The sequence below is a fragment of the Heyndrickxia sp. FSL K6-6286 genome (assembly GCF_038630395.1).
Taxonomy (GTDB): Bacteria; Bacillota; Bacilli; order Bacillales; family Bacillaceae_C; genus Heyndrickxia; species Heyndrickxia oleronia.
In genome coordinates this window covers 1,254,574-1,277,088 of the sequence record NZ_CP152029.1, presented here as the reverse complement: position 1 = coordinate 1,277,088, position 22,515 = coordinate 1,254,574, and the positions used below count along the sequence as shown (strand labels likewise).

20 protein-coding genes are annotated in these 22,515 nt (G+C 36.0%); 6 read left to right on the top strand and 14 right to left on the bottom strand.

Translation table 11 applies throughout. The annotated features are described in order from the left end of the window. Positions 1-12: 12 nt before the first annotated feature. From pstA to MHI39_RS06295, 7 genes are all read right to left on the bottom strand, one after another. The gene (gene pstA, locus MHI39_RS06325; protein WP_058002905.1) at positions 13-897 is read right to left on the bottom strand and encodes a phosphate ABC transporter permease PstA; all 885 of its coding nucleotides are present in this window, start codon (positions 895-897) and stop codon (positions 13-15) included. Then, positions 897-1,844: a phosphate ABC transporter permease subunit PstC gene (gene pstC / locus MHI39_RS06320; protein WP_058002906.1), complete on the bottom strand. Its 948-nt coding sequence runs from the start codon at positions 1,842-1,844 to the stop codon at positions 897-899. Before pstC ends, pstA begins: the two co-directional genes overlap by 1 nt. A gap of 189 nt (positions 1,845-2,033) precedes the next feature. Next, on the bottom strand, positions 2,034-2,945 hold the full coding sequence (locus MHI39_RS06315) for a phosphate ABC transporter substrate-binding protein PstS family protein (RefSeq protein ID WP_058002907.1): 912 nt from the start codon (positions 2,943-2,945) through the stop codon (positions 2,034-2,036). 198 nt (positions 2,946-3,143) lie between these two features. Beyond that, positions 3,144-3,713 (bottom strand): GNAT family N-acetyltransferase, encoded by a 570-nt coding sequence (locus MHI39_RS06310; protein WP_251345357.1) that lies wholly within the window; start codon positions 3,711-3,713, stop codon positions 3,144-3,146. A gap of 122 nt (positions 3,714-3,835) precedes the next feature. Continuing rightward, positions 3,836-5,608, bottom strand: a complete 1,773-nt coding sequence (locus MHI39_RS06305; RefSeq protein ID WP_342540913.1) for an ATP-binding protein — start codon at positions 5,606-5,608, stop codon at positions 3,836-3,838. After that, positions 5,601-6,308, bottom strand: coding sequence for a response regulator transcription factor (locus MHI39_RS06300; RefSeq protein WP_259549330.1), 708 nt, complete (start codon positions 6,306-6,308; stop codon positions 5,601-5,603). Before MHI39_RS06300 ends, MHI39_RS06305 begins: the two co-directional genes overlap by 8 nt. 140 nt (positions 6,309-6,448) lie before the next feature. Continuing rightward, the gene (locus tag MHI39_RS06295; RefSeq protein ID WP_259549329.1) at positions 6,449-7,087 is read right to left on the bottom strand and encodes a metalloregulator ArsR/SmtB family transcription factor; all 639 of its coding nucleotides are present in this window, start codon (positions 7,085-7,087) and stop codon (positions 6,449-6,451) included. Between the two features lie 182 nt (positions 7,088-7,269). Between MHI39_RS06295 and MHI39_RS06290 the strand changes: the two genes are divergently transcribed. Both MHI39_RS06290 and MHI39_RS06285 read left to right on the top strand, forming a co-directional pair. Then, positions 7,270-7,806, top strand: coding sequence for an NAD(P)H-dependent oxidoreductase (locus MHI39_RS06290; RefSeq protein ID WP_259549327.1), 537 nt, complete (start codon positions 7,270-7,272; stop codon positions 7,804-7,806). A 153-nt stretch (positions 7,807-7,959) separates the two neighbouring features. Further along, positions 7,960-8,196 (top strand): 4Fe-4S binding protein, encoded by a 237-nt coding sequence (locus tag MHI39_RS06285; protein ID WP_058002912.1) that lies wholly within the window; start codon positions 7,960-7,962, stop codon positions 8,194-8,196. Positions 8,197-8,340: 144 nt separating this feature from the next. Here the strand turns inward: MHI39_RS06285 and MHI39_RS06280 are convergent, their stop codons facing one another. Beyond that, positions 8,341-9,171 carry an undecaprenyl-diphosphate phosphatase gene (locus MHI39_RS06280; RefSeq protein ID WP_058002913.1) on the bottom strand — a complete coding sequence of 277 codons (831 nt, stop codon included), beginning with the start codon at positions 9,169-9,171 and terminating at the stop codon, positions 8,341-8,343. 173 nt (positions 9,172-9,344) lie between these two features. Between MHI39_RS06280 and MHI39_RS06275 the strand changes: the two genes are divergently transcribed. After that, positions 9,345-10,463 carry a stage II sporulation protein P gene (locus MHI39_RS06275; RefSeq protein ID WP_251338324.1) on the top strand — a complete coding sequence of 373 codons (1,119 nt, stop codon included), beginning with the start codon at positions 9,345-9,347 and terminating at the stop codon, positions 10,461-10,463. Between the two features lie 1,113 nt (positions 10,464-11,576). On the opposite strand, the gene MHI39_RS06270 is transcribed toward MHI39_RS06275, so the two are convergent. Further along, on the bottom strand, positions 11,577-12,758 hold the full coding sequence (locus MHI39_RS06270; RefSeq protein WP_058002916.1) for a GNAT family N-acetyltransferase: 1,182 nt from the start codon (positions 12,756-12,758) through the stop codon (positions 11,577-11,579). Between the two features lie 176 nt (positions 12,759-12,934). On the opposite strand from MHI39_RS06270, the gene MHI39_RS06265 reads away from it, so the two are divergent. Beyond that, positions 12,935-13,555: a flavin reductase family protein gene (locus MHI39_RS06265; protein WP_058002917.1), complete on the top strand. Its 621-nt coding sequence runs from the start codon at positions 12,935-12,937 to the stop codon at positions 13,553-13,555. A gap of 377 nt (positions 13,556-13,932) precedes the next feature. On the opposite strand, the gene MHI39_RS06260 is transcribed toward MHI39_RS06265, so the two are convergent. Together MHI39_RS06260 and MHI39_RS06255 are read right to left on the bottom strand one after the other, a co-directional pair. Beyond that, positions 13,933-14,904, bottom strand: coding sequence for a ring-cleaving dioxygenase (locus MHI39_RS06260; protein ID WP_342540912.1), 972 nt, complete (start codon positions 14,902-14,904; stop codon positions 13,933-13,935). Between the two features lie 158 nt (positions 14,905-15,062). After that, positions 15,063-16,004 carry a nucleoside hydrolase gene (locus MHI39_RS06255; RefSeq protein WP_058002919.1) on the bottom strand — a complete coding sequence of 314 codons (942 nt, stop codon included), beginning with the start codon at positions 16,002-16,004 and terminating at the stop codon, positions 15,063-15,065. Positions 16,005-16,189: 185 nt separating this feature from the next. On the opposite strand from MHI39_RS06255, the gene MHI39_RS06250 reads away from it, so the two are divergent. Beyond that, positions 16,190-17,536, top strand: coding sequence for a TrkH family potassium uptake protein (locus MHI39_RS06250; protein WP_342540911.1), 1,347 nt, complete (start codon positions 16,190-16,192; stop codon positions 17,534-17,536). A 193-nt stretch (positions 17,537-17,729) separates the two neighbouring features. Further along, on the top strand, positions 17,730-18,398 hold the full coding sequence (locus MHI39_RS06245; RefSeq protein WP_342540910.1) for a TrkA family potassium uptake protein: 669 nt from the start codon (positions 17,730-17,732) through the stop codon (positions 18,396-18,398). A 40-nt stretch (positions 18,399-18,438) separates the two neighbouring features. Here MHI39_RS06245 and MHI39_RS06240 read toward each other — a convergent pair whose 3' ends face one another. The 3 genes from MHI39_RS06240 to MHI39_RS06230 form a co-directional block, all read right to left on the bottom strand. Continuing rightward, entirely contained in the window at positions 18,439-19,203 is a 765-nt protein-coding gene (locus MHI39_RS06240; RefSeq protein WP_342540909.1) for a DUF4931 domain-containing protein, read from the bottom strand. An 83-nt stretch (positions 19,204-19,286) separates the two neighbouring features. Then, positions 19,287-20,465, bottom strand: coding sequence for a PDZ domain-containing protein (locus MHI39_RS06235; RefSeq protein ID WP_342541425.1), 1,179 nt, complete (start codon positions 20,463-20,465; stop codon positions 19,287-19,289). A gap of 338 nt (positions 20,466-20,803) precedes the next feature. After that, entirely contained in the window at positions 20,804-22,258 is a 1,455-nt protein-coding gene (locus MHI39_RS06230; RefSeq protein WP_071976509.1) for a S41 family peptidase, read from the bottom strand. Positions 22,259-22,515: the final 257 nt, after the last annotated feature.

Sequence of the window (22,515 nt, the reverse complement as noted above, 5' to 3'; positions counted from 1 at the left end):
TCACTCCTTCGATTAAGAGGCAGTCATTCGTTTATAAATGAATTTGCCGATCCAGCGTGCACTTATATTAAAAACTAATATCAATAAAACCAATAAGGCTGAAGTACCGCTTGAAACTTCTTTTACATCAGGCATAAGTCCTTCAGAATTAATTTTCCATATATGCACAGCTAGGGTTTCAGCCGGTCTCATAGGATTAAGCGGTGATGTTGGACTGAATGGATTCCAATTTGAAAAGTCGAGAATTGGTGTACTCATTCCCGCCGTATAAATAAGTGCAGCTGCCTCACCGAACACCCTTCCAGAAGCAAGAATAATTCCTGTAACAATGCCTGGAATAGCAGCTGGAAGAAGAATTTTTTTGATAGTTTCCCATTTCGATATTCCTAATGCTAATCCTGCTTCCCTTTGTGCGTCTGGAACTCCCTGCAAGGAGGTTTCTACAACGCGAACCATTAATGGTAAATTGAAAATGGTTAATACTAAGGCACCCGTTAAGATCGAGAATCCCCATCCCATATAGATAACGAAAAATAAGAATCCAAACAACCCTACAACGATAGAAGGAAGAGAAGATAAAACCTCGATAACCGTTCGCAGAATATCTGTAAATATATTTTTCTTTGCATATTCTGACATATAAATCCCAGCACCTAATGCTAATGGAACACTGATAATCATTGTTAGAACTAACAAGTAAAAGGAGTTAAATAATTGTGGTCCAATTCCTCCTCCTGCACGAAATGATTGTGGAGGTGAGGTAATAAATTTCCAGCTAATATGACTAACACCATTTACAAGAATATACCCAAATAATCCTGCAAGAAGTAAGACGATAAAACCAGCAATTGCATAAAATATAATGGTAGCTAATCGATCCGCTCGTTTTGCATTCATTAATAGACCCTCCTACGACCTAAGATGCGAATAATAATGATAAAGATGAGTGACATTAGTAAGAGGACTAATGCTAATGACCATAGAGCATTGTTTTCTGCTTTTCCCATTACTGTATAGCCCATGCCCATCGTTAAAATACTTGTTAAGGTCGAAGCGGGCTCTACTAATGAACTAGGTATAACGGTAGAATTTCCAATGACCATTTGAACAGCTAATGCTTCACCAAATGCACGAGCCATTCCGAAGACGATAGCTGTCAATAAACCAGGTAAGGAAGTTTTTAGAATTACACGATAAATCGTTTGCCATCTTGTCGCGCCTAATGCTAATGATGCCTCCCTAATTTGCATAGGAACCGCCTCAATTGCATCAACGGAAAGACTCGTTATCGTTGGTAATATCATAATCGTTAACACGATTGTTCCTGCTGCAATTCCAAATCCACTCCCGCCAATATTTTCACGGAGAAAAGGGACCACCACACTTAATCCAACAAATCCATACACAACTGATGGGATTCCGACAAGTAGTTCAATTACAGGCTGTAAAATTTTTTTACCGAATTTTGGAGAGATTTCCGTCATGAAAACTGCGGCACCAATGGCAAGCGGAGCACAAATGATCGCTGCTAGTAATGTCACAGCAAAAGAACCAAAAATAAGAGGTAGTGCACCAACGATTGGTCTTCCTAAATCATCTAAAGTACTAGGCTTCCATTGCATTCCTGTAAAAAAATCAATAATACTTGCTTTATTAACTGTAAATGTACTAAAGCCCTTTGAAGCGACGAAATATAAAATGGAAACCGCAATGATAATCATAATTGAAACAGAAGTTAATGTTATCATTCGGCCACGCTGCTCTGTCCATATCTTAGTTGATGAATTCCATTGCTTTTCCGTCATTTTTATATCCTTTAATTCCAAGATACTTTCCCCTTTCAATAAGAAAAGCTCAAGCGCTTTGCTCAGCCCCCACGAGCAAATAATTCGAGAAAAACCTCAAAAGTCTATACGCTGGAGCTTGCTATTTAAAACTTTAATGTTTTCCCCTCAATCAAATGAATGAATGAAACTGGGGAGTCTAGAGAATTTCATCCCTTATTAAACGCCCCAGTTTTTTAAACTTATCCCTTATTTATTCGTAATCTTTCCTTCAGCATCACGTTCTACCTTCATCCCTGTAACAGGAATATAACCAAGTTCTGTGATTAAGGAAGATTGAATTTCATCACTTAAAATGAAATCTAAAAATTCTTTTGTTAACCCTGTAGGATCGCCATTTGTGTACATATGCTCATATGCCCAAATTTTCCATTCATTTGTTTCTACATTTGTTGCTGTAGGTTCTACTCCATCTACTTTTAATGGTGTAATAGAATCATTGAAATAAGAGAATGCTAGATAGCTTATTGCTCCAGGTGTTTCACTAACAATTTTTTGTACTGTACCTGATGAGTCTTGTTCTTGTGCTTGTGCAGGTGTCGCACCATCTAATGCAGTTGCTTCAAATACAGCTCTTGTTCCTGAACCCTCTGCACGATTGATTAACACAATTTCTTGGTCTTTTCCGCCAACATCTTTCCAGTTTTTAATTTTCCCTGTAAAAATATCAATTAACTGTTGCTTTGTAATATCTTCTACACCTGCATCTTTATTCACAACAGGTCCCATTCCAACTACTGCTACTTTATGATCAACTAATTTACTTGCATCTATTCCATCTTTTTCTTCAGCAAAAATATCAGAGTTACCGATATCCACTGCACCTTCACTAATTTGACTGAGTCCTGTTCCACTTCCTCCACCTTGTACATTAATTGTGGAACCTGAATGTTTGCTCATAAACTGATTCGCAGCTTCATCAACTAGTGGTTGTAATGCACTAGATCCAACTGCTGTAATAGAACCTTTAGTGGTTTCTTCTTTTTTATTTCCACCTTCAGCATTTGCTTTTGAATCTGTTTCACTTCCACTACCACATCCTGCTGCGACGATCGCAAACACTAGTAACATACTAAATAAAGCTATGATTCTTTTTCTCATTCAAAAGTGCCCCCTAGTTTTTTTAGGTAATTGATCTTACATGTTTAAGATAATACTAGGGTATTAAGCGGGTATTAATGAAATGTTAAGATATTGTAAAGAGGGTTAGCGAAGAATAAAAAAGGCGTTGGAACTGGACATACTTATCTTTAGAAACTGTATCGAATTTTATACATTCCTATCTAAAAAAAACACATCTTAATCAGATGTGCTTGGTTGATTCTTATAATAGATTAAAAAGTCAGTCCATTGATGATCCTCATATGAAAACTCTTTTCTTACACATTCAAAAAGAAATCCTGTGCGTTCAGCTAATCGGATAGATGGATGATTATCCACATTGATATGCAGTTCGATTCTATGAAAATTCAATTTAGAAAAAAACAAGTCCGTTGCAGCAGACACACTTTCTATCGCATATCCGTTTTTCCAAAATTGATTGTGAATAGAGTATCCCATCATAGCCCACTGAAACTCTCTTCTCATAATGGTCGTTATCTCTACCTTTCCAACATTGACTCCATCTTCTTTGCGAAAAACTCCAAGGATATAGGTTTCATCTTTATTAGCCATCTCCTCAAATCCCTCTATCCAGTTCGTAAACCAAGCTTCTGTCGAGGTTTCCATATCAGACGGACGACCATCATCATATTTATATTGGGACGGCAGTCTTTGGTCGAACTGTGTATACCAATTTGAATAGTCTTCCTTTTTAAACGGGCGAAGAATGAGTCTATTCGTTTCGGTAAACAAAATTGATTCCTGCATCATCTCTCCTCCTAGATTTTTACGGATAAATTGAAAATATCGCGGATATCTTGAAATATTCGCGGATATATTAAAAAATCCGCGGATATTTTTTATATTCCGCGGATTTCATTCAAAGTCCTCTAATATTGTTTTTTGGGAAGAATAATAGTAAACTCTGTACCTTTCCCTTCTTCACTATCTACTTCAATCGCACCATTATGTGATTCTACTAAATGTTTAACAATTGCTAGTCCGAGTCCTGTCCCACCCGAATTTCGAGATCTTGCTTTATCTACACGATAAAAACGCTCAAATATACGTGGTAAATCCTCTTTTGCTATCCCAATTCCCGAATCTTTTACATGAATTTTAATATTCTCTTCCTCATCATCCAATTTAATTTCAATGGACCCTTTCTCAGGTGTATAAGTAATTGCATTAGCAATTAAGTTCAAAATGATTTGGCGGAGACGATCTTTTTCTGCATCAATGATTACCGAATCCTCTTCTGGAAGGGTGATCGTTAGCTGCTTTTTATTAAGTTCCTCTTGGATCGTTTCTACCGTTTCATAGATAACCTTGATGACATCTAGTGGCTCAGGATGGAATGGAATCTGGTGTTGCTCGATTTTAGATAGATGTAGAATATCAGTAATCAAACGATGAAGTCGTTCACTTTCATCGTGAATAATTGTTAAAAATGATTTCGTTACCTCAGGATCATGCATGGCACCATCAAGTAATGTTTCGGAAAATCCTTTTAGAGAAGTTATTGGAGTTTTTAGTTCATGCGAAACATTGGCAACAAACTCACTTCTTATTTTTTCAAGTCTACGAATTTCCGTAATATCATGAAGCACAGTAATAACCCCTTTAATATCACCATTAACTCCAACATATGGAGCAATATGTGTATCAAGAATTCTTTCTGTTGGGAAATACATATGTACCTCATCATGTATACTCGTTACTTCTTTCAATGAGCGGTCAATTAACTGACTAAGTCCAAAGCTTTTCCCTGCTTCAATATGTAGCTTTCCTGTCAATTGTTCAGCACTTGTACCAATAATTTTCTCCATTGCGGGATTGACTAATGCAATTCGACCTGTTGGTTGAATAAGCATGACGCCACTCACCATATTTTCTAAAACCCCTGTTAGTTTTTGTTGATTCTCCCTAATTTCCTCCATTTGGTGCTGTAAACTTTTTGCAAGAGTATTGATCGCGATTGCTAATTGATCAAGTTCGCCTTTTGTTTTTGCACGGACCCTACTACTATAATCCTTTTCCGTCAAACGACTAGCTACTTGAATAATATCCTCAATAGGTCTCGTTATCCCTTTAGATAGACGAATGGCAATAAAAGTTGCCAAAATTAGTGTAATTCCTAGTGCTATCCCAAGACTTACCCATAGTTTTTGGATTGCATGGTCAATATTTTGTAAGGTAAAAGCAACTCTGATCACCCCAATAATCTGATGCTGATCTTTTATTGGAGTAGCGACATACATCATATTATAGCCAAGGGTCTGGCTATAGCGAATTGACTCTGCCTTCTGTTTATGACCTTTTATCAGTTGCTTGAACTCTGGACGATTCGCATGATTCTCCATATTTTCAGGATTGTCTTCTGAATCTGCAAGCACCTTTCCATCGATATCAATGACTGTAATTCTCGGTTGATTTTCTGCATAAAAACTTTCAATCTTTTTTTGTAAACTGTTCGTATCTTCGTTTAAAGAGTTCGTATTAATAAATTCGGAAACAATATGTGCATCTTGAAATAATTGATTTCGCGTCATATCCATATATGTATTTTTCATCATATCGGCAATAAAAAAACCGATAGCAATAAGAACTAAAAATAAAAGGATAAAAAATCGAAGGGAAATTTTCAGCCACAGCTTATTCATTTTTGGGTCCTTCCATTTTATAGCCAAACCCACGAATCGTTTTAATATATTGTGGCTGTTTCGTATCCTCTTCTATTTTTTCACGGAGATGACTGATATGAACATCAACAATTCTAGTATCCCCAGCATAATCATAATTCCACACGGAATCTAAAAGTTGATCACGACTTAATACCTTCCCCCGATGACTGGACAAATAATGTAATAATTCAAATTCTTTAGGAGTTAATTCTAGTTTTTCTTTATTGAAATAGGCTTCAAATTGTTCAGGGAACACCTCTAGGTTTCCAATTGTTAGTGACTTATCTTCCTGCGAACTTGTTTCCCCAGCATCCTGGGTCCGCCTTAATATCGCTTTCACTCTTGCAATGACTTCTCTAGGACTGAATGGTTTTGTTAAATAATCATCCGCTCCCAATTCCAGACCTAAGATTTTATCAAATTCATCATCTTTGGCTGTCAGCATTAAGATTGGTGTATTAATTTTATCTTGACGTAGTCTTTTACAAATTTCCATCCCATCCATTTGAGGCAGCATGAGATCTAAGACAATTATATCAGGTGATTGATTAGAGGCCCTTTCATAGCCTTCTCTCCCATCAGAAGCTGTCATTACAGAAAAACCGGCTTGTTCCAAGTTGAATTTTAATAGTGTTACAATTGATGGTTCATCATCTACGACTAATATCTTCTTCACCATAATTTCTCCTTCCAAAACCAACCCTTTTTTCCTAATCATACATGGAAGGACAAACACTGTCGAGGTGTCCACAACAATTATTCAGTTTTTTAAGTAGTCTCTTTTAAAGAGATGAATAAGACGCAAAAAAAGAGCATTAACTATTTATTATTATCCGTCACCTTGATGAGGTATTTACAGTGGTCACCGCCTTTTGACATACAGCAGACTTGCTCGATTTCATCTGTTTGTAAGACCTTTTGGAATAAGCTTTGCTCGCATGAACAGGCTTTTGGATATTTTCTGGCAACCTCAAAAATAGGACAATTATACTCAATTAATTCATATACTCCATCCTCTTTTTCTTCCCAGTCAACCATATATCCATTTTCATTTTGAATTTTCGCTAATTCAGCCACTCGATCCTTTAAATCGTTTTGTTCAATACGTGCTTTATATTTTGCTTCCATTCGAGTTTCCCGATTTTGAAACAATACATCGATCATTTCTGGCCCATTTATTGCTTCAATATCCTCCAAAAATTCAACAGTCATATTGGAATAACTTTTTGGAAAATGTCCTTCACCAATTTTCGTTAATGAATACAATTGAACAGGTCTTCCCATATTTTTGCGAATTGTTTCGGACTGAATCATACGTTCATTCTCTAAGTTATTTAAATGTCGTCTAACTGCCATCCCTGTAATTTCAAGATGTGTTTCTAAATCAACAACACTCATCTTTTTATATCTTTTCAATAAATGTAAAATCTCATCTTTGGTCGAAGCTGTTTTTTTCAACTTTTTTCACCTCTCAATGCCAATCAATTTTTTTCGTTGTACGAAATAAAAGATTCTGATATATTTATTATAACAACATTTTATACAAAAATATATAAAAAGTGTACACAAACGAATGACATTGCATATTTTATTATAAGCAATGTGACTACATAATTTTATTTATAATTGAGGAGATTAACATGAAGCTACTTGGAATCTCTGGAACAATTTCAGGAACTAGAACACGGTTAGTCGTAGAAAAGATTCTCGATTCAGCGAAAGAGCAATTTCCTGAAATTGAAACAGAATGTTTAGACTTAGGTAAATATGATATTCAATTTTGTGATGGACGTGATCCTGCATCATACACAGGAGACACAAAAAAAGTGATAGATATCGTGAAAGATGCTGATATGTATATCATTGCCACACCTATTTATCAAGCTTCGATGACTGGAGCTTTAAAAAATTTATTTGATCTAGTGCCTGTTTCTGCCTTTCATGGCAAAGTCATCGGATTTGCGGCAACAGGTGGAACCTATCAGCATTTTCTAGTAATTGAAAATCAATTAAAACCAATTGCTGGTTTCTTCCGTTCCTACGTTGCACCAAACTATGTTTATGTGCATAATGATCATTTTAATGCGAATAATGAAATCATTGATGAAACGATTATCGAACGAATCAATGGACTCGCTAATCAAGTCGTCTTTATGCAAAAATCATTAAACAATTAGTAGAAATGATCAATTTAAGCTAAAATTCTTATTGATTCATTCGAAAACAAACTTTTCATATGATAAAATATAACATAAAGAAATGAACCAAGGGGTTTCTAAAAAGCACTTTTCAGACAGTCCCTATTGGTAAAAAAAGGTGGTTAATGTAACATGGCTTATGTTATTACATTCCCTTGTCAAGGGGAAAAGGCAGCTGAATGTGTAGAAGTTTGCCCAGTCGACTGTATTGCTGAAGGAAAAGATCAATTTTATATTGATCCGGATATTTGCATCGATTGCGGTGCTTGCCAAGCTGTATGTCCTGTTGATGCTATTTTTCATGAAGAAGAATTGCTTGACGAAGACATGGAATACTTTGAAAAAGCCCGTAAATTCTTTACTTCATGATAAAAAACGTCCAATGATGGACGTTTTTTATTTTTTGGATCTTTTCTCAAATATAGTTGCTATTTAGGTAATGTTTAGATTGTAAAAGCGAACATTAAGCTTTTACATTAGCAACATATTTTTATGCACTAATTGGTACGTTTTTTATAAAAATACGAAATAAATCACAATGGCAAGAATGATTCGATAGATTGCAAATGGAATCAATTTTATTTTATTAATAAGCTTTAAGAAGAAACGAATCGCTAATAATGCGAAAATAAATGCACTAATAAAGCCAACAATAAAAAATGGAATAGAAGCCGATGTAATATATTCCCAATTTTTCAGCAATGATATAAAGCTAGCTCCTGCCATAATAGGAACAGCCATTATAAAAGTAAAGTCGGAAGCAGCACGATGGTTAAGTCCTAGTAATACCCCACCAGAGATGGTCGAACCTGATCGCGAAAAACCAGGCCATAAGGCAATACATTGAAATAAACCAATAATAAATGCTTGAGTATAGGTCATTTGATCAACAGTTTCTACTTTTGGCTTACGTGGACGAACCAAGTCAGCTACAATCATTAAAATAGCCCCTGCAAATAATCCGATTACTACCGTATTCACGGAAAATAAATGTTCATCTATGTAATCATCAAAAAGAAATCCAAGTACTCCCGCAGGAATTAAACCGACAATGACCTGAGATAATTTCAGGCGTTGGCCTCTTTGTTGTTCTACCGTTACATTTTTCTTTAAACCTAACAAGTTTAAAAACCTGTCCCAAAAGACTACAACAGCCGCTAGAATTGATCCTAATTGAATCACTACTTTAAACGTATTTGCTATTTCCTGTGAGAATAATTCCTTTGATTTTAAAAGAAGATCATCGACAATAATCATATGTCCTGTAGATGATACTGGAGCAAATTCGGTTAACCCCTCTACCAATCCAAGAACAAAAGCTACAAAAGATTCCCATAAATGCAAATTATTCTACCTCCTTCAACTTTTTTTATTTTACCATCCTTATAAAGAAAAAATAATCTATTTTTTCTTTTCTTATCTAATTCTCTTTTTTTATTCTATTATTTTCGATAAAAACATATAAATTTATGGATATGATTATGCTGATTTTTTATCAATAGATGTGAGGTGCATGGATGAAATTGAGATTATCGTTCCTTATACCTTTCCTACTAGTAACTGGGATTCTAGTTGTTTCTAGCCTATTAACCTCTTTCGGCAGTAAATTATTCACTTCCACCTATGTCAGTCAATCCATCAAAAACTTTGCACCTGAAAACTTTATTTACTTAATGGGCATGGAGTTTTCACAGGTTTCAGATGTTTTACCTGAGAAAAGTAAACCTCCAAAAGTATCAACCATCGTTTTCAAAGCAGCTACTAATTTAAAACCAGGGGATATTCGAAGTTTATTAGGTAGAGAGTTACCTGGATTTTACGCATATGACGCTGAAATTATTTACGCCGGAAATGGAGCGGACTATACAAACTTGCCTGTGGAATCTTCTCCCCCACTTGAGGAATTGTTAAAGGATAATGAAATTAATGAAGACAAAATCATTACAGAGGAAACACCAGAAGAAACAGAAAAGCCTAATCAAACAACCAATGGAAGAAAGGTAGTCTATATTTATCACACCCATAGTTATGAATCCTTTAAGCCATTATTAAAAAACGGGGCCGTTTCAAGCAATAATGAAAAAGTGAATGTTATTGCTGTGGGATCTAAGCTTGCTGAGGAACTAGAGAAGCGAGGTATAGGTGTTGAACATGATAAAACAAATATGGCTGAAATGCTACATGCTAAAGGATTAAAAACGAATGCCGCCTATAATGTATCAAGAACGATTGTCGCTTCAGCTTTAGCGAAAAATACAGATATAACAAATATAATCGATATTCACCGGGATTCCCAAGGACGAGAGCTTACTACGACAACGATCAATGGAAAATCCTATGCGAGAATCTCTCTAGTTCTTGGCAAGGAAGTACAAAACTATGAAAAAAATCGTAGTTTCGCCCTTGAATTCAAAAAGAAAATGGAAGCAAAATATCCTGGTCTTATCTTCCATATCTTTTCTAAAGGATTTGATGAAGGAAATGGAAAATACAATCAAGATCTTGCCTCACAAGCTATGTTATTTGAAATTGGTGGTGTAGACAATACATTAGATGAATTATATCGATCTGCCGAAGCACTAGCAGATGTATACAGTGAAATTTATTGGCAAGCAGAAAAGGTAATGGCACAATAACTCAGCGACATTTCCGTGATGATCAACATATGGATGAGTGGAAATTTGAAGTCCATAGAAAATGACTGCTACTGACAGACAAAACAGGTCCAGGGGGAAAACGAATGAGGCCTTTGATGACAGGTTTAGTGGAAAACCCCTTTCCTCGGTACCCATTGTGGGCGGTTGGTGACCCTTTTTGGGGGAAACTCCTTTCTTCGGTAACCATTAAGTACCATTGGTGACCCATTTTTGGGGAAACTCCTGTCTGCGGTAACTATTGACGGCCTTGGGTGACCCTTTGCCGGGTAAACTCGTGTTCTCGGTAACCATTGAGTACCATTGGTGACCCTTTGGGCGAAAAACTCCTTTCCTCGGTAACCATTGTGGGACTTTGATGACCCTTTGGACGGAAAACTCCTTTCTTCGGTAACCATTGATGCCGATTGGTGACCCTTTGGGCGGAAAACTCCTTTCTTCGGTAACCATTGAAGGCCTTTAGTGACCCTTTTCCGGGAAAACTCCTTTCCTCGGTAACTATTGTGGGCGGTTGGTGACCCTTTTTGAGGGGAAACTCCTTTCTTCTGTAACCATGTTGGGACATTGATGACCCATTCGGAGGAAAACTCGTTTCCACGGTAATCATTGTGGGACTTTGGTGACCCATTTAGTGGAAAACTCCTTTCTTCGGTAACCATTGAAGGCCTTTAGTGTCCCTTTGGCGGGAAAACTCCTTTCATCGGTAACCATTGTGGGCCTTTAGTGTCCCTTTGGGCGGAAAACTCCTTTCTTCGGTAACCATTGAAGGCCTTTAGTGACCCTTTTCCGGGAAAACTCGTGTTCTCGGTAACCATTTAGTACCTTTGGTGACCCTTTTGGACAAAAACTCCTTTCCTCGGTAACCATTGAGGGCCATTAGTGTCCCATTTGGCGGAAAACCCCTTTCATCGGTAACCATTGAGGCCGATTGGTGACCCTTTCTACGGTAACCATTGTGGGACTTTGATGCCCGATTTGGAGGTAAACTCGTTTCCACAGTAACTAATAAATATTTTAAAACTAAAAAAACCCTGCTAAACTATTGAGCGAATACCTCGCTCTTCGTTTTTCTAGCAGGCTTTTTTTATCTTCTGGTTAAAAGAAATCCATTAGATTGGGTTTTACCTTTGGTAGTAGCTCTTCTAATTTAAGTATTTCTTCTTTATTTCCTTTTATTGCTCCAATATCTATAAGCTCCTGTGCCGATTTATAACGGAATAATAAAGCTGTAAAATGATTAATGGATAAGCAACTGCAACTCATTTCTTGTTGCTCTATATGTGGTGAATAGGAGATTGTTGATTGATTGCTTAACGTATATGTTCCTGTATTCCAAGGAGCATTTTCATCGATGATTTGGAATGAGACAGATTCATGATTGGTTGGTTGAAAAGGATAAACATTTAAAAATTCTTGTACATCAATAATTCTTGCCATTCCATAGGTTAAACGATGTACTTTCATATCAGGATTAGCTAGAGTAAATAGGAACGGGTCTGTTTCATATGTATTCATTTCTATCTCTGTCACCATCGAATCATGCTGACAAATGAAATTCCAAAGTCCAACTCTAGCCTCATGTTGAGTTGTAACGATTTCCCTAATTTCCATTTTTGAATTAGCTACTTGATATAAAATATATCCAAGTGGCTCATGGTCTAGATTATAGTAAATCGCTACATTCCTATCATTGATTATTGTATCTTTCCACCGATTTTCATCACGAGCAAACATACCAATAAACCTTTGTGCATATTCATCATAGATCTTTTCTACATCTCTAGTATAATTTGTCTTTGTGAATCGCTTGATATATCCAGGAACTTCATTTTGTTTAATCAAATCTGCCTTGGAAAAATGAATTTTAATATAATTCGAGAAGGTCTCCCACCCAAATTTTCGATAAAAACCAATAGAAAATGGATGGAGATATGAAACAAGTTGACCCCTTTTTTTCATTTGAGCTAAGGAATGCGTAAGAAGTTCACGTATATAACCATTTCTTCTGTACTCTGGATAAGTGGCAACATTTGCAATTCCACCCATCCTTATTTTTTGACCATTTAACCAAATTTGAAATGGACGAATATGTATTTTTGCCGCTAATACTTCATCCTCATACATACCATATATATCATGATCCATATATGACTCTATTTTTTTCTCTGCTTCTTCTTCTGAAATTTGAAACTGAAAAGCATACTCTGATAATTTTAGTGCCTCTCTAAATTGACTTGGTTGTAGTTTCGTGATATTCAGGTTTATCGCCCCTATCATCAAGAATTTTCCCTCTATTTAAATTATATAGAAAACAGGTCATTTATTGAAGTTTTTCAATCACTATTTCGCAACAAAGTTCCTTGAAGGAAAAACATCCATATTTCGATGATATTTGTAATTTTTTCATATTACAATTACTTTCATATCGCGAAGGCAAAGGAGAGAAAAGAACAATGATAAACAAACAATTGCCAAAATCAAGAATCATACATCCTAAAATTTTATATTATGGTACACCTGTTATCTTAATGAACACATTAAATGAGGATGGTTCAACAAATATTAGTCCCCTATCCTCCTCTTGGGCATTAGGAGACTCACTGATCATTGGGATTTCAATCGAAGGAAAGGCATTTGAAAATTTACAAAAATGTTCTGAATGTGTGATCAACATACCTCATCCAGAACTATGGAAAAATGTTGAAGCACTTGCACCATACACTGGAAAAAAAGATATCCCAGCAGAAAAGAAGGAACTGGGTTTTACATATGAAAAAGATAAATTTCAAGCAGGACAATTTACTTCGATCCCATCTGTTTCGGTTCAACCTAGTAGAATTGCAGAATGCCCAATTCAAATTGAAGCAGAGATGAAACATTTCCGTATTCCAGAGGAAACACCCTTTTTTGCAATCGTAGAGACACGAGCCATTCATGTACATGCTCATGAAAATATTATGATGGGAGATGGCAATCATATAGATCCTAAAAGCTGGAGCCCACTTATCTATAATTTCCGGCATTATTTTGGACTCAGTGAAGAAAAAGGGAAATCCTATCGTTCCGAAACATAATAGCAAGGTTAAGCCTTAACTTTGTAAAGAAAATCCGTTCTTTGATTTTCCTATAAAGGAAAGTTGGCCTTATAATTTCCAAAGAAAATCCATACGTTGATTTTCCCATAAAGGAAAGTTGGCCCTATAACTTTCCAAAGAAAATCGTACTTTGATTTTCCCATAAAGGAAAGTTGCCCTTTTAACTTTCCAAAGAAAATCGTACTTTGATTTTCCCATAAAGGAAAGTTGGCCCTATAACTTTCCAAAGAAAATCGTACTTTGATTTTCCCATAAAGGAAAGTTGGCCTTTTAACTTTCCAAAGAAAATCGTACTTTGATTTCCGGAAAATGCAATATTAAAAAAAAGGGGGACTAACCCCCTTTTTGAAAAAAATTTATTGTTTCGTATGAAGCGGTTTTAATTTTGCCTCAATTTCATTACGTTTTGGTTCTAAGAATGGTGGTAATGCCAAAGATTCCCCTAAATGTTCGATGTCTTCATCTGTTGCAAATCCGGGTCCGTCTGTTGCAAGCTCAAAAAGAATCCGATTAGGTTCTCTAAAATAAAGAGATTTAAAGTAGAACCTATCAACAAATCCAGAGTTCACCATTTGTTCATCTTGTACTTTTTGTATCCAATCATGTAGTTCATCCGCATTATCTACACGGAAGGCAACATGATGGACACCGCCACGTCCCAATCTTTCCCGAGGTAAATCATTTCTTTCTTCGATATGGACTTCCGCTCCCGTACCACCCTCGCCGGTTTCGTATACGATAATATCACTTTGACCTGGAATAGAGGATGGATAATGACCTTTTTTATGAAATCCTAGAATCTCTGTAAGAGTGGTTATCGTTTGCTTTGCATCTGGTACCGTTAGTTTAACCGGACCTAAACCAGTGATGCCAAACTCCTGCGGCACTGGGCTTTTTTCCCACGGTCTGCCACTTTCAACTCCTGTATTCTTTTCATCAGAGATAAGCGCCATTCGCTGCCCTTCAAAATCCTTAAAACGTAAGGTTTGGCGATTAAAGACTTCTGTAATCTCCTCGTGCTCTACATTCAGTTCTTCAAATCTCTTTTTCCAAAACGTTAGTGCATGATCATTTTTAACCCTTAAAGATATCTCCGAAATACTGTTATTCCCATCATGGTTTCTTGCTGCATGAGGAATTTCAAAGTATGTTAATTCAGTGCCAGCACTCCCTTTTTCATCTCCATAAAATAAATGATAGACTGAGGGATTATCTTGATTAACCGTTTTCTTAATTAAGCGCATACCGAGTACTTTTGTATAGAAATGAAGATTTTCCTGAGCATTTGCAGTAATCGCAGAAACATGATGAATTCCTTTTAATTGCATAATATTACACTCCTTTTAAATAATAATATCTATGATTACATTATTTAGTTTACAAATATCTTGAATTAAAGATAATTAAAAAACTCTTACTTGTCAAGTAAATTGAATGAAAAAAACTACTACTAATTGTCATTACAACCTGTAGTAGTTTTTTTCACCTACGCCATAAAAACAGTAGTAAAGTTCTCAATAAACTTTGGAACATCCACTTCCATTCCAATCCAATCAAGGGTTTCTTTCGGCTGCGGGTCCGGTTTTGGTCGGAAGTCGGCAATACTCTTTCCTCTTGCTGCACCAAATTGTTCAATTGTTACTCTTCTAGGTAAGTATTTTACGAGGGCTGGATTAGCTAGGGCACTAATGGTTAATACATCATGTAGCGGTGCGGCCTGTATACCAGGAACATTCTTCTTATATGCATTCAAGTAATAATCGTATGCAGGCTTGATAATAGGTTTAAAAGCTGATCGGCTATTTTGCGCTAGATAATCAATCGTTTCAGGTGGGATAATCGCTTTGTTCGTTATGTTTAATGGATGTAAAAAAATGTTTCTTCCTTTTTCCATGACTTGATACGCAGCAATAGGGTCAGAATAAAAATTAGCTTCTGCCTCAGCAGTAACATTGCCAGGAACAAGAAAGGCACCACCCATGATATAAAATGCATTTACCGTCTGATAAGCATCATTTCCATAAATAATAAAAGGTAAAGCTACATCTGTCTGTCTTCCTATTCCAATAATAATAAGCCTATTAGGATATGCATCAATAATTTCAATTATTTTATCAATGTCAAATATCTTGACTTCGCCAAATTCCTTTGGAGGATTAATCGGCCCTAATCCTTCTTGACCGTGAATTTCAGGATAATACTTAGCAATTTCTCCCGATAATGGACCAGATGATCCAGCTATAATAGGGATATCCTCTCTTCCTGCCAAGTGTAATAAATATGCGGTGTTTGTCATTGATTGTTCCTTTGTTATATTCCCATATCCACTCACAACTCCTACAACATTTATTTCAGGATGTTGCAATGCATACATTAAGGCAAAGGAATCATCTACCCCTGAATCTACAAACATCAACACGTTATACATGTACATCTCTCCTTTAAAAGCCTTCATTATATTGTATGAAGGTAATTAGCCTAATAACCTACCAAACAAATCTTAACCACTCTAGATCGTCGATGGTCCAGAGCAAATAAGTTATTACCTTATCAAATGAATAATTGCCCTCTTCTTGAATTAAACTAAATGGAGATCAAAGGAAGGATTTTACCATGATTAATCAACTCTATAGAAACTTAAAACTAACGCCCCCGAAGATTTTAATACTTGGATTCGCCATTATTATTCTTATAGGTACTTTACTACTCTCCTTGTCTGTTTCAACTACGGATCATCGTGGACTTAGCTGGTTAAATGCATTATTTACTGCGACGTCTGCAACTTGTGTAACCGGACTTGTTGTTGTAGATACAGGAACAACCTTTTCATTCTTTGGACAGATTGTCATTCTATCCTTAATTCAAATTGGTGGCCTTGGTTTTATGACCTTCGCGACATTATTTGCTTTATTAATTGGGAGAAAAATTTCTCTTAAGGAGCGATTATTATTACAAGAGGCATTTAATGTTGTCTCTCCGCAAGGTGTAGTACGGTTAGTAAAAACAGTCTTCCTTTTTACTGTATTAACAGAGGGCTTAGGGGCAATTCTTTTATCTATTCGTTTTTCCTTTGATATGCCTATTTCGAGGGCAATCTATTATGGGATATTCCATTCCATCTCTAATTTTAATAATGCCGGCTTTGACCTATTTGGTGAGTTTCGTAGCCTAACCGGATATGTTGAAGACCCTGTTGTTACCCTTGTAATTTCCTCCTTAATCATTTTAGGCGGAATTGGATTTATCGTTGTTCATGATTTTCTTGAACACAAATCCTTTCAAAAGTTTTCTTTACATAGCAAAGTTGTGCTATGCACCACTTTCTCTCTAATCATTTTAGGAACGATCTTTATTTTTTGGTTAGAATTTTATAATCAAAAAACACTAGGACCCTTATCTTTTTCTGGGAAAATATTAGCCTCACTCTTCCAATCGGTGACAGCTCGTACAGCGGGAGCAAATACATTAAGTATTGGAGATTTATCTGATTCCACTATATTTCTAATCATCATTCTAATGTTTATCGGTGCGTCTCCAGGCTCAACTGGTGGAGGAATTAAAACCACTACCTTCGTCACCTTATTAGGTGCAGCATGGTCACAAGTAAAAGGGAAACAAGATGTCGTATTCTTTCGTCAGCGATTAGTTCCGACGACGATTTATAAAGCAATTACCGTTTCGTTAATTGGTTTTATCGTTGTCATTCTTGTTACTATGATTCTTTCTATTACTGAAGCTGAAACCAAGTTTCTTGTTATTCTTTTTGAAGCAACTTCTGCATTCGGAACGGTGGGACTTTCAATGGGACTTACTCCAGATCTCTCCACATTCGGCAAAATTCTTATAGCCATAACAATGTTTATCGGCCGTTTAGGGCCATTAACGATTGCAATCGCTTTAACCCATAAACAAGACAAAGAGTTCTATCGTTATCCAAAAGGAAGGTTTATGATTGGTTAATTTATTTGACACTTTTCTCAAACATTGTTGCTATTTTTTACAAATAATATCGGCTGTTTCACTAAAAAAAGCTGTAGTCTCCATAAGAATCGCTTGAATCCTTTATTGGGTGTAAAAGTCACCAGTTTGGCTTTTACACATGCAACAAACTACACAAAAACAGCTATTTATTTTTAATTAGGTGGGAAATTTTATGCCAAAACAATACGCAGTGATTGGACTTGGAAGGTTCGGATCAGCCATTGCACAAGCACTTTATTCGGCAAATAATGAAGTTCTTGGCATCGATATTAATGAAGATCGAATTGATGAGCATCAAGACATTGTCAGCCATGCCATTATTGCAGATTCAACGGAAGAGTTAAGCATGCGAAACATAGGAATACGAAATTTTGATACGGTTATTGTCTCGATTGGCGATAATATGCAAGCAAGTATATTAACTGTCGTAATCTTACATGAACTAGGTGTTAAGCATATCGTTGCAAAGGCTCTTAATAAGCATCATGGGCTTGTGTTATCAAAAGTTGGGGCAACTGAAGTCGTCTATCCAGATCGAGATATGGCATTACGAATTGCTCACAAACTAATGACTCCAAATATTATCGATTATATCGAACTATCAGAGGAATACAGTATTGAAGAAGTAAAGATACCTGATTCATTAGTAGGCCAATCACTTATCGCCCTTGACATCCGTGCTAAATACAATGTCAACATCATTGCAATCCGACATGCTAACGGGAAAATGGCAATCGCCCCAGAGCCAAATTACCAATTAAAGCTACATGATATAATCATTGTGATTGGAAAAAACATGATATTAAACGAATGGCAAAGTTTAAATAACCCTTTACCTTAATAATACAAATAAGTCCTATACTATTTATTAAGCATAGGACTTATAATTTATAGATGCTTTTTATTCGGTCTACAATTTCGTCTAAGTTACTTGCGACCTGTGGTATCGAATATCCTACAAATAGAGGGGGGGTAATGTATCTAGGAATAATTTTACAAGCTATCTGCCCATCTATTTGATAGAAAAAAAGATTGTAGCTTTCACATTTAAAATGACTATGATGAAGAATGTAATGTACGGCTAATTGAATATAATCCGCCATGATCTGCAAATCTTTAAGATCGTGCAAAAGAACATTATATTCAAAAAAGCCCATTCTTGGTTTGCTTGAGAGATTGAACTCTACACTCGATTGACTTGCTATTTCAATCCCCATGAAATCAGCTTTATTTATATTATGTTGATAATTGATATTCCGAAGTCCAACAATTTGCATATGGGGATGACGGATTGTCCCTCCTGATAACGGACCATGATTTTTGAAGAAAATGACAGAAGTGTATTTTCCGCTATTTACCATATCCAACCAATGATGAACACCAAAATCTATCAATTGATAAAGATGTTCTTTTGTATATAAAGATAGATCCGATTGACATTGGTCTGTTTCTATTAATACTGTTTGAAAAGTATCCTTTAGGGTTGCATATTTATTTTTCAATAATATGATCGTATCTTGTTGTGCTAGTATGTTTTCTAGTTGATCCACCTGACAAAAAGGACATTGTGCTTCATGATTATTTATTGTTTTTGGCTTTTGTGAACCTATATTTTGTAGAAATTCTAAGTGTGTAAACTGACCCATACTCCACCTCTAATTTTTTTAGTGACACAAAGGAACCATATCAGATTGACATGGTTCCTTTGAGAGAATGATAGAAAATAAGACTAAGATGCTTCATTGCCATTCCACTTTTTCTTATCCTCAATTGTTAATATCCCTAACTCATGATGATCTCCCTCGAATAACGCACCTTGAACAAAGCGAATTTCTCCGTTCACATCAAAAACTTCTAATTTACAATACGCACGATTTTTTTGAAGAGCTTTATAAAACTCATTCTTATTAAGTGTTATTTGTCCATTGCATTTATAAATAATCTCTCCCATTTGCAGCCCTAATTTCTCGGCTGGTGAAAAAGGAATAACGTCTAATACCATAAGCCCTTTTTTCTGAGGAGTGAAATAATAGGTTGATGAATTTTCGCGGACTCGATGACGGTAAGAAATCCATCCTCTTCCTAGTATCGCAATAATAACAGCTGCAATGGAAAAGATAGACCACCACATACCAGCTATTGCAATTGCTAAAGCAATAATCCCAAGCCATATAACATTCATACCAATCCGCTTAACCGCTATTTGTGGTAATGTGCTTTGGATTTGCTGTTGGAAGCCAACAGCAAATGGGATAAGAATGAGTGAATAGGATGTAGTACCAAAGTCAAAGGTCGGCCACCATTCAAAAGGAGCAGTCATAGGCCCAACAGGAAGGAAGCAAAAAACCGGTATCAACCATATTCTTTTTACTTGATGCGCTCCTACAGTTAATCCACGACGACTTTCTCGAAGAATCGGTGAAAATTTCTTTGTTCCATTCCGAACCATTTGAATCCCTTCAACAATCAGCAGTATACCAAGTATTACGATAAATCCTGACAAACTACTGTCTGATGGATGTTCAGATAATATTGGAAAATCCCAATTCATTTCGCTAGCTAAAAATAATAGGATAAACGAAAAACCAATTGTAAATGCAGAAGATAGATAGCGAAAATTTCCAATAAGGCTAAGTACGATGGTTATAATAGCAAGTACAGCAATCATTGAAAAAGAGATAACAAAACCACTGCTAATCGTAATCAAAGATACAATTAATCCTATTAATAAACCTGCAGGTAATAGATAGCGCAATTCTTGATATATATCATATACACGAATATGGAAATCATTCCGTTCTTTTTTTACTCGAACAATCCCTGCAAGAATAGCCAAAAAGATCGAATAATAGAAGATCGGATGAAGAAAGAACTTCCCTATTCCTTTTAGGATTTCAATTAACCACACCTGACTCAAATTCTTCCACCACCTTACCAAGTACAATCTATTATTCTTATTTTAGCAGATTGTTCGCATAAAACCTATGATCAGTTTTATATTAAGCTCTTTTCCTAAACATTATTGCTATTTTAGGTTAATCATTAACTGATGAATATAGGTTGAAGACTAACCCCTCTATGTCACTGTATAATCCATAAAGTCGCTTAAGTATTTACTAGGTTTAAATATCGCTAGGAGGGCTTTTACTAAAACAACAATCTATATTAAACATCGATTGATCGGTTAGGTGGTAAAGAAATGTATGACTGATTGAATCTCCTTCAAAATAAATAGATACTTAGATACTATTGAAAGTATTTTAATGCAACTTGTAATTGAAGATCATTTTTTTCATCCTTAATTGCTGAGATAATTTCTTCTTCTAATCGTTGAGCTGTTTTCACATCAAGCTCTCCTGTAGCAGGTAGGCTTACTTGATTCTGAAAGGCTCTTACCGCTGTTTTTGTTTTTTGATTATAATAACCATCACTACGACCCGGTGAATATCCGAGACCATCAAGCATTTTCTGTGCAATTTTAACTTGCTCATTATTCATATCAGGCTTCAATGTTTCCTCAACCTCTAATGGATGAATATAAAAATAATCTGGTTGTTTCATTTCGATTGTAGGTTGAATTCCCTTATGATGAATCCAATTTCCGTTTGGTGTAAGCCATTTATACATTGTTAATTTTATTGTGCTTCCATCTCCCATTGGAACGGCATCCTGAACTGTTCCTTTTCCGAATGTTTTTTCACCAATTAATGTATACCCTTCTGCTTCCTTCAATGCACCTGCAAGAATTTCCGATGCTGATGCACTCCCCTCATCTACGAGGACAGCAATCGAATACGGTTTACTTTTCTCCAGGTTTGAGTAGTAGGGTAGCTTCTCACCATCTCGCTGTTGGATTTGATAATAAGGCTTTTGACTCGTTACAAGTGTATCTAAAATCTCTTGAACACTAAGCAAAAGCCCTCCCGGATTTCCTCTTACATCAATAATTAATCCTTTCATATTTTGTTTTTCAAGTTTTTTCAATTCTCTTTTAAAATCTTTTGCGGTATCTTTGGAAAACTGCGTGATCTCAATGTAACCAATCGGTTTATTCCCTTCATACTTTATACTTGCAAATACTGTTTCCATCGGGATTTCATCACGCTTCACCTTAAATTGAAGGGCTTTACTAACTCCTTCCCTCTTAATATCAAGCGTTACTGTCGTTCCTTTTTTTCCGCGAATCTTTGTTGTAGCTTGATACAAATCCAGACCTTCAATACTTTCCCCATCGATTTTGATAATTTCATCTTTCGGTTTTAACCCCGACTTTTCTGCAGGGGAATTTTTATATGGGGAAACAATTAGGATTTTTCCATCTTTTGCGGTTACCTCTGCTCCAATTCCTTCAAATGAAGATTCTAATGTTTGATTGAATTTGGAAGCTGTTTTGGCATCCATATATATCGAGTATGGATCATCTAAAGTACTCACCATACCTTGTATTGCCCCTTCAACTAGTTGTTGATCATCCACTTCCTCAACATAAGAACCTTTGATGAGATTATACGCTTGGGCGATTTTCGCTAAATCTGGAAGGGATTGCCCCTTGCTATTTGTAGATTCCAGAAAATGCTCGTCCTTTGATTGTTCATTTATTTGAACATCCTCTGCTTCAAACCATTTCATTCCGACATATGTTCCACTTGCACCTGTTATTAATGCACCTGAGACCATCACTGCCATCCATTTCCGTTTCATAAGCGTCCCCCTCTCTTAAAAAGCATGCTGACGGATCCTTCCGCTAAGGGAGTAAGATTGGTTCCGCATAGTTTGTAAGCCTATTCTTCAATATATGTGAGAAAAGGACGAGTTATGAAACTTTCATAACCAGGATATTCAACAAATCCAGTCGTGCACCTTAATAAGCCCTCGACAAGTACTCATATTCTTAAAATCAACAACTACATTATTGGTTTCTTGATCTCAGAGGTGGGCTAGGCGATAGATAAAAAGTA

Excerpts from the sequence above, each read along its gene's own strand:
- MHI39_RS06270 (WP_058002916.1), bottom strand. The coding sequence starts at position 12,758 with ATGATAGGGGCGATAAACCTGAATATCACGAAACTACAACCAAGTCAA.
- MHI39_RS06250 (WP_342540911.1), top strand. The coding sequence starts at position 16,190 with ATGATTAATCAACTCTATAGAAACTTAAAACTAACGCCCCCGAAGATT.
- MHI39_RS06305 (WP_342540913.1), bottom strand. The coding sequence starts at position 5,608 with ATGAATAAGCTGTGGCTGAAAATTTCCCTTCGATTTTTTATCCTTTTA.
- MHI39_RS06315 (WP_058002907.1), bottom strand. The coding sequence starts at position 2,945 with ATGAGAAAAAGAATCATAGCTTTATTTAGTATGTTACTAGTGTTTGCG.
- MHI39_RS06245 (WP_342540910.1), top strand. The coding sequence starts at position 17,730 with ATGCCAAAACAATACGCAGTGATTGGACTTGGAAGGTTCGGATCAGCC.
- MHI39_RS06290 (WP_259549327.1), top strand. The coding sequence starts at position 7,270 with ATGAAGCTACTTGGAATCTCTGGAACAATTTCAGGAACTAGAACACGG.
- pstA (WP_058002905.1), bottom strand. The coding sequence starts at position 897 with ATGAATGCAAAACGAGCGGATCGATTAGCTACCATTATATTTTATGCA.
- MHI39_RS06300 (WP_259549330.1), bottom strand. The coding sequence starts at position 6,308 with ATGGTGAAGAAGATATTAGTCGTAGATGATGAACCATCAATTGTAACA.
- MHI39_RS06260 (WP_342540912.1), bottom strand. The coding sequence starts at position 14,904 with ATGCAATTAAAAGGAATTCATCATGTTTCTGCGATTACTGCAAATGCT.
- MHI39_RS06230 (WP_071976509.1), bottom strand. The coding sequence starts at position 22,258 with ATGAAACGGAAATGGATGGCAGTGATGGTCTCAGGTGCATTAATAACA.
- MHI39_RS06285 (WP_058002912.1), top strand. The coding sequence starts at position 7,960 with ATGGCTTATGTTATTACATTCCCTTGTCAAGGGGAAAAGGCAGCTGAA.
- MHI39_RS06275 (WP_251338324.1), top strand. The coding sequence starts at position 9,345 with ATGAAATTGAGATTATCGTTCCTTATACCTTTCCTACTAGTAACTGGG.
- MHI39_RS06310 (WP_251345357.1), bottom strand. The coding sequence starts at position 3,713 with ATGCAGGAATCAATTTTGTTTACCGAAACGAATAGACTCATTCTTCGC.
- MHI39_RS06240 (WP_342540909.1), bottom strand. The coding sequence starts at position 19,203 with ATGGGTCAGTTTACACACTTAGAATTTCTACAAAATATAGGTTCACAA.
- MHI39_RS06255 (WP_058002919.1), bottom strand. The coding sequence starts at position 16,004 with ATGTATAACGTGTTGATGTTTGTAGATTCAGGGGTAGATGATTCCTTT.
- MHI39_RS06265 (WP_058002917.1), top strand. The coding sequence starts at position 12,935 with ATGATAAACAAACAATTGCCAAAATCAAGAATCATACATCCTAAAATT.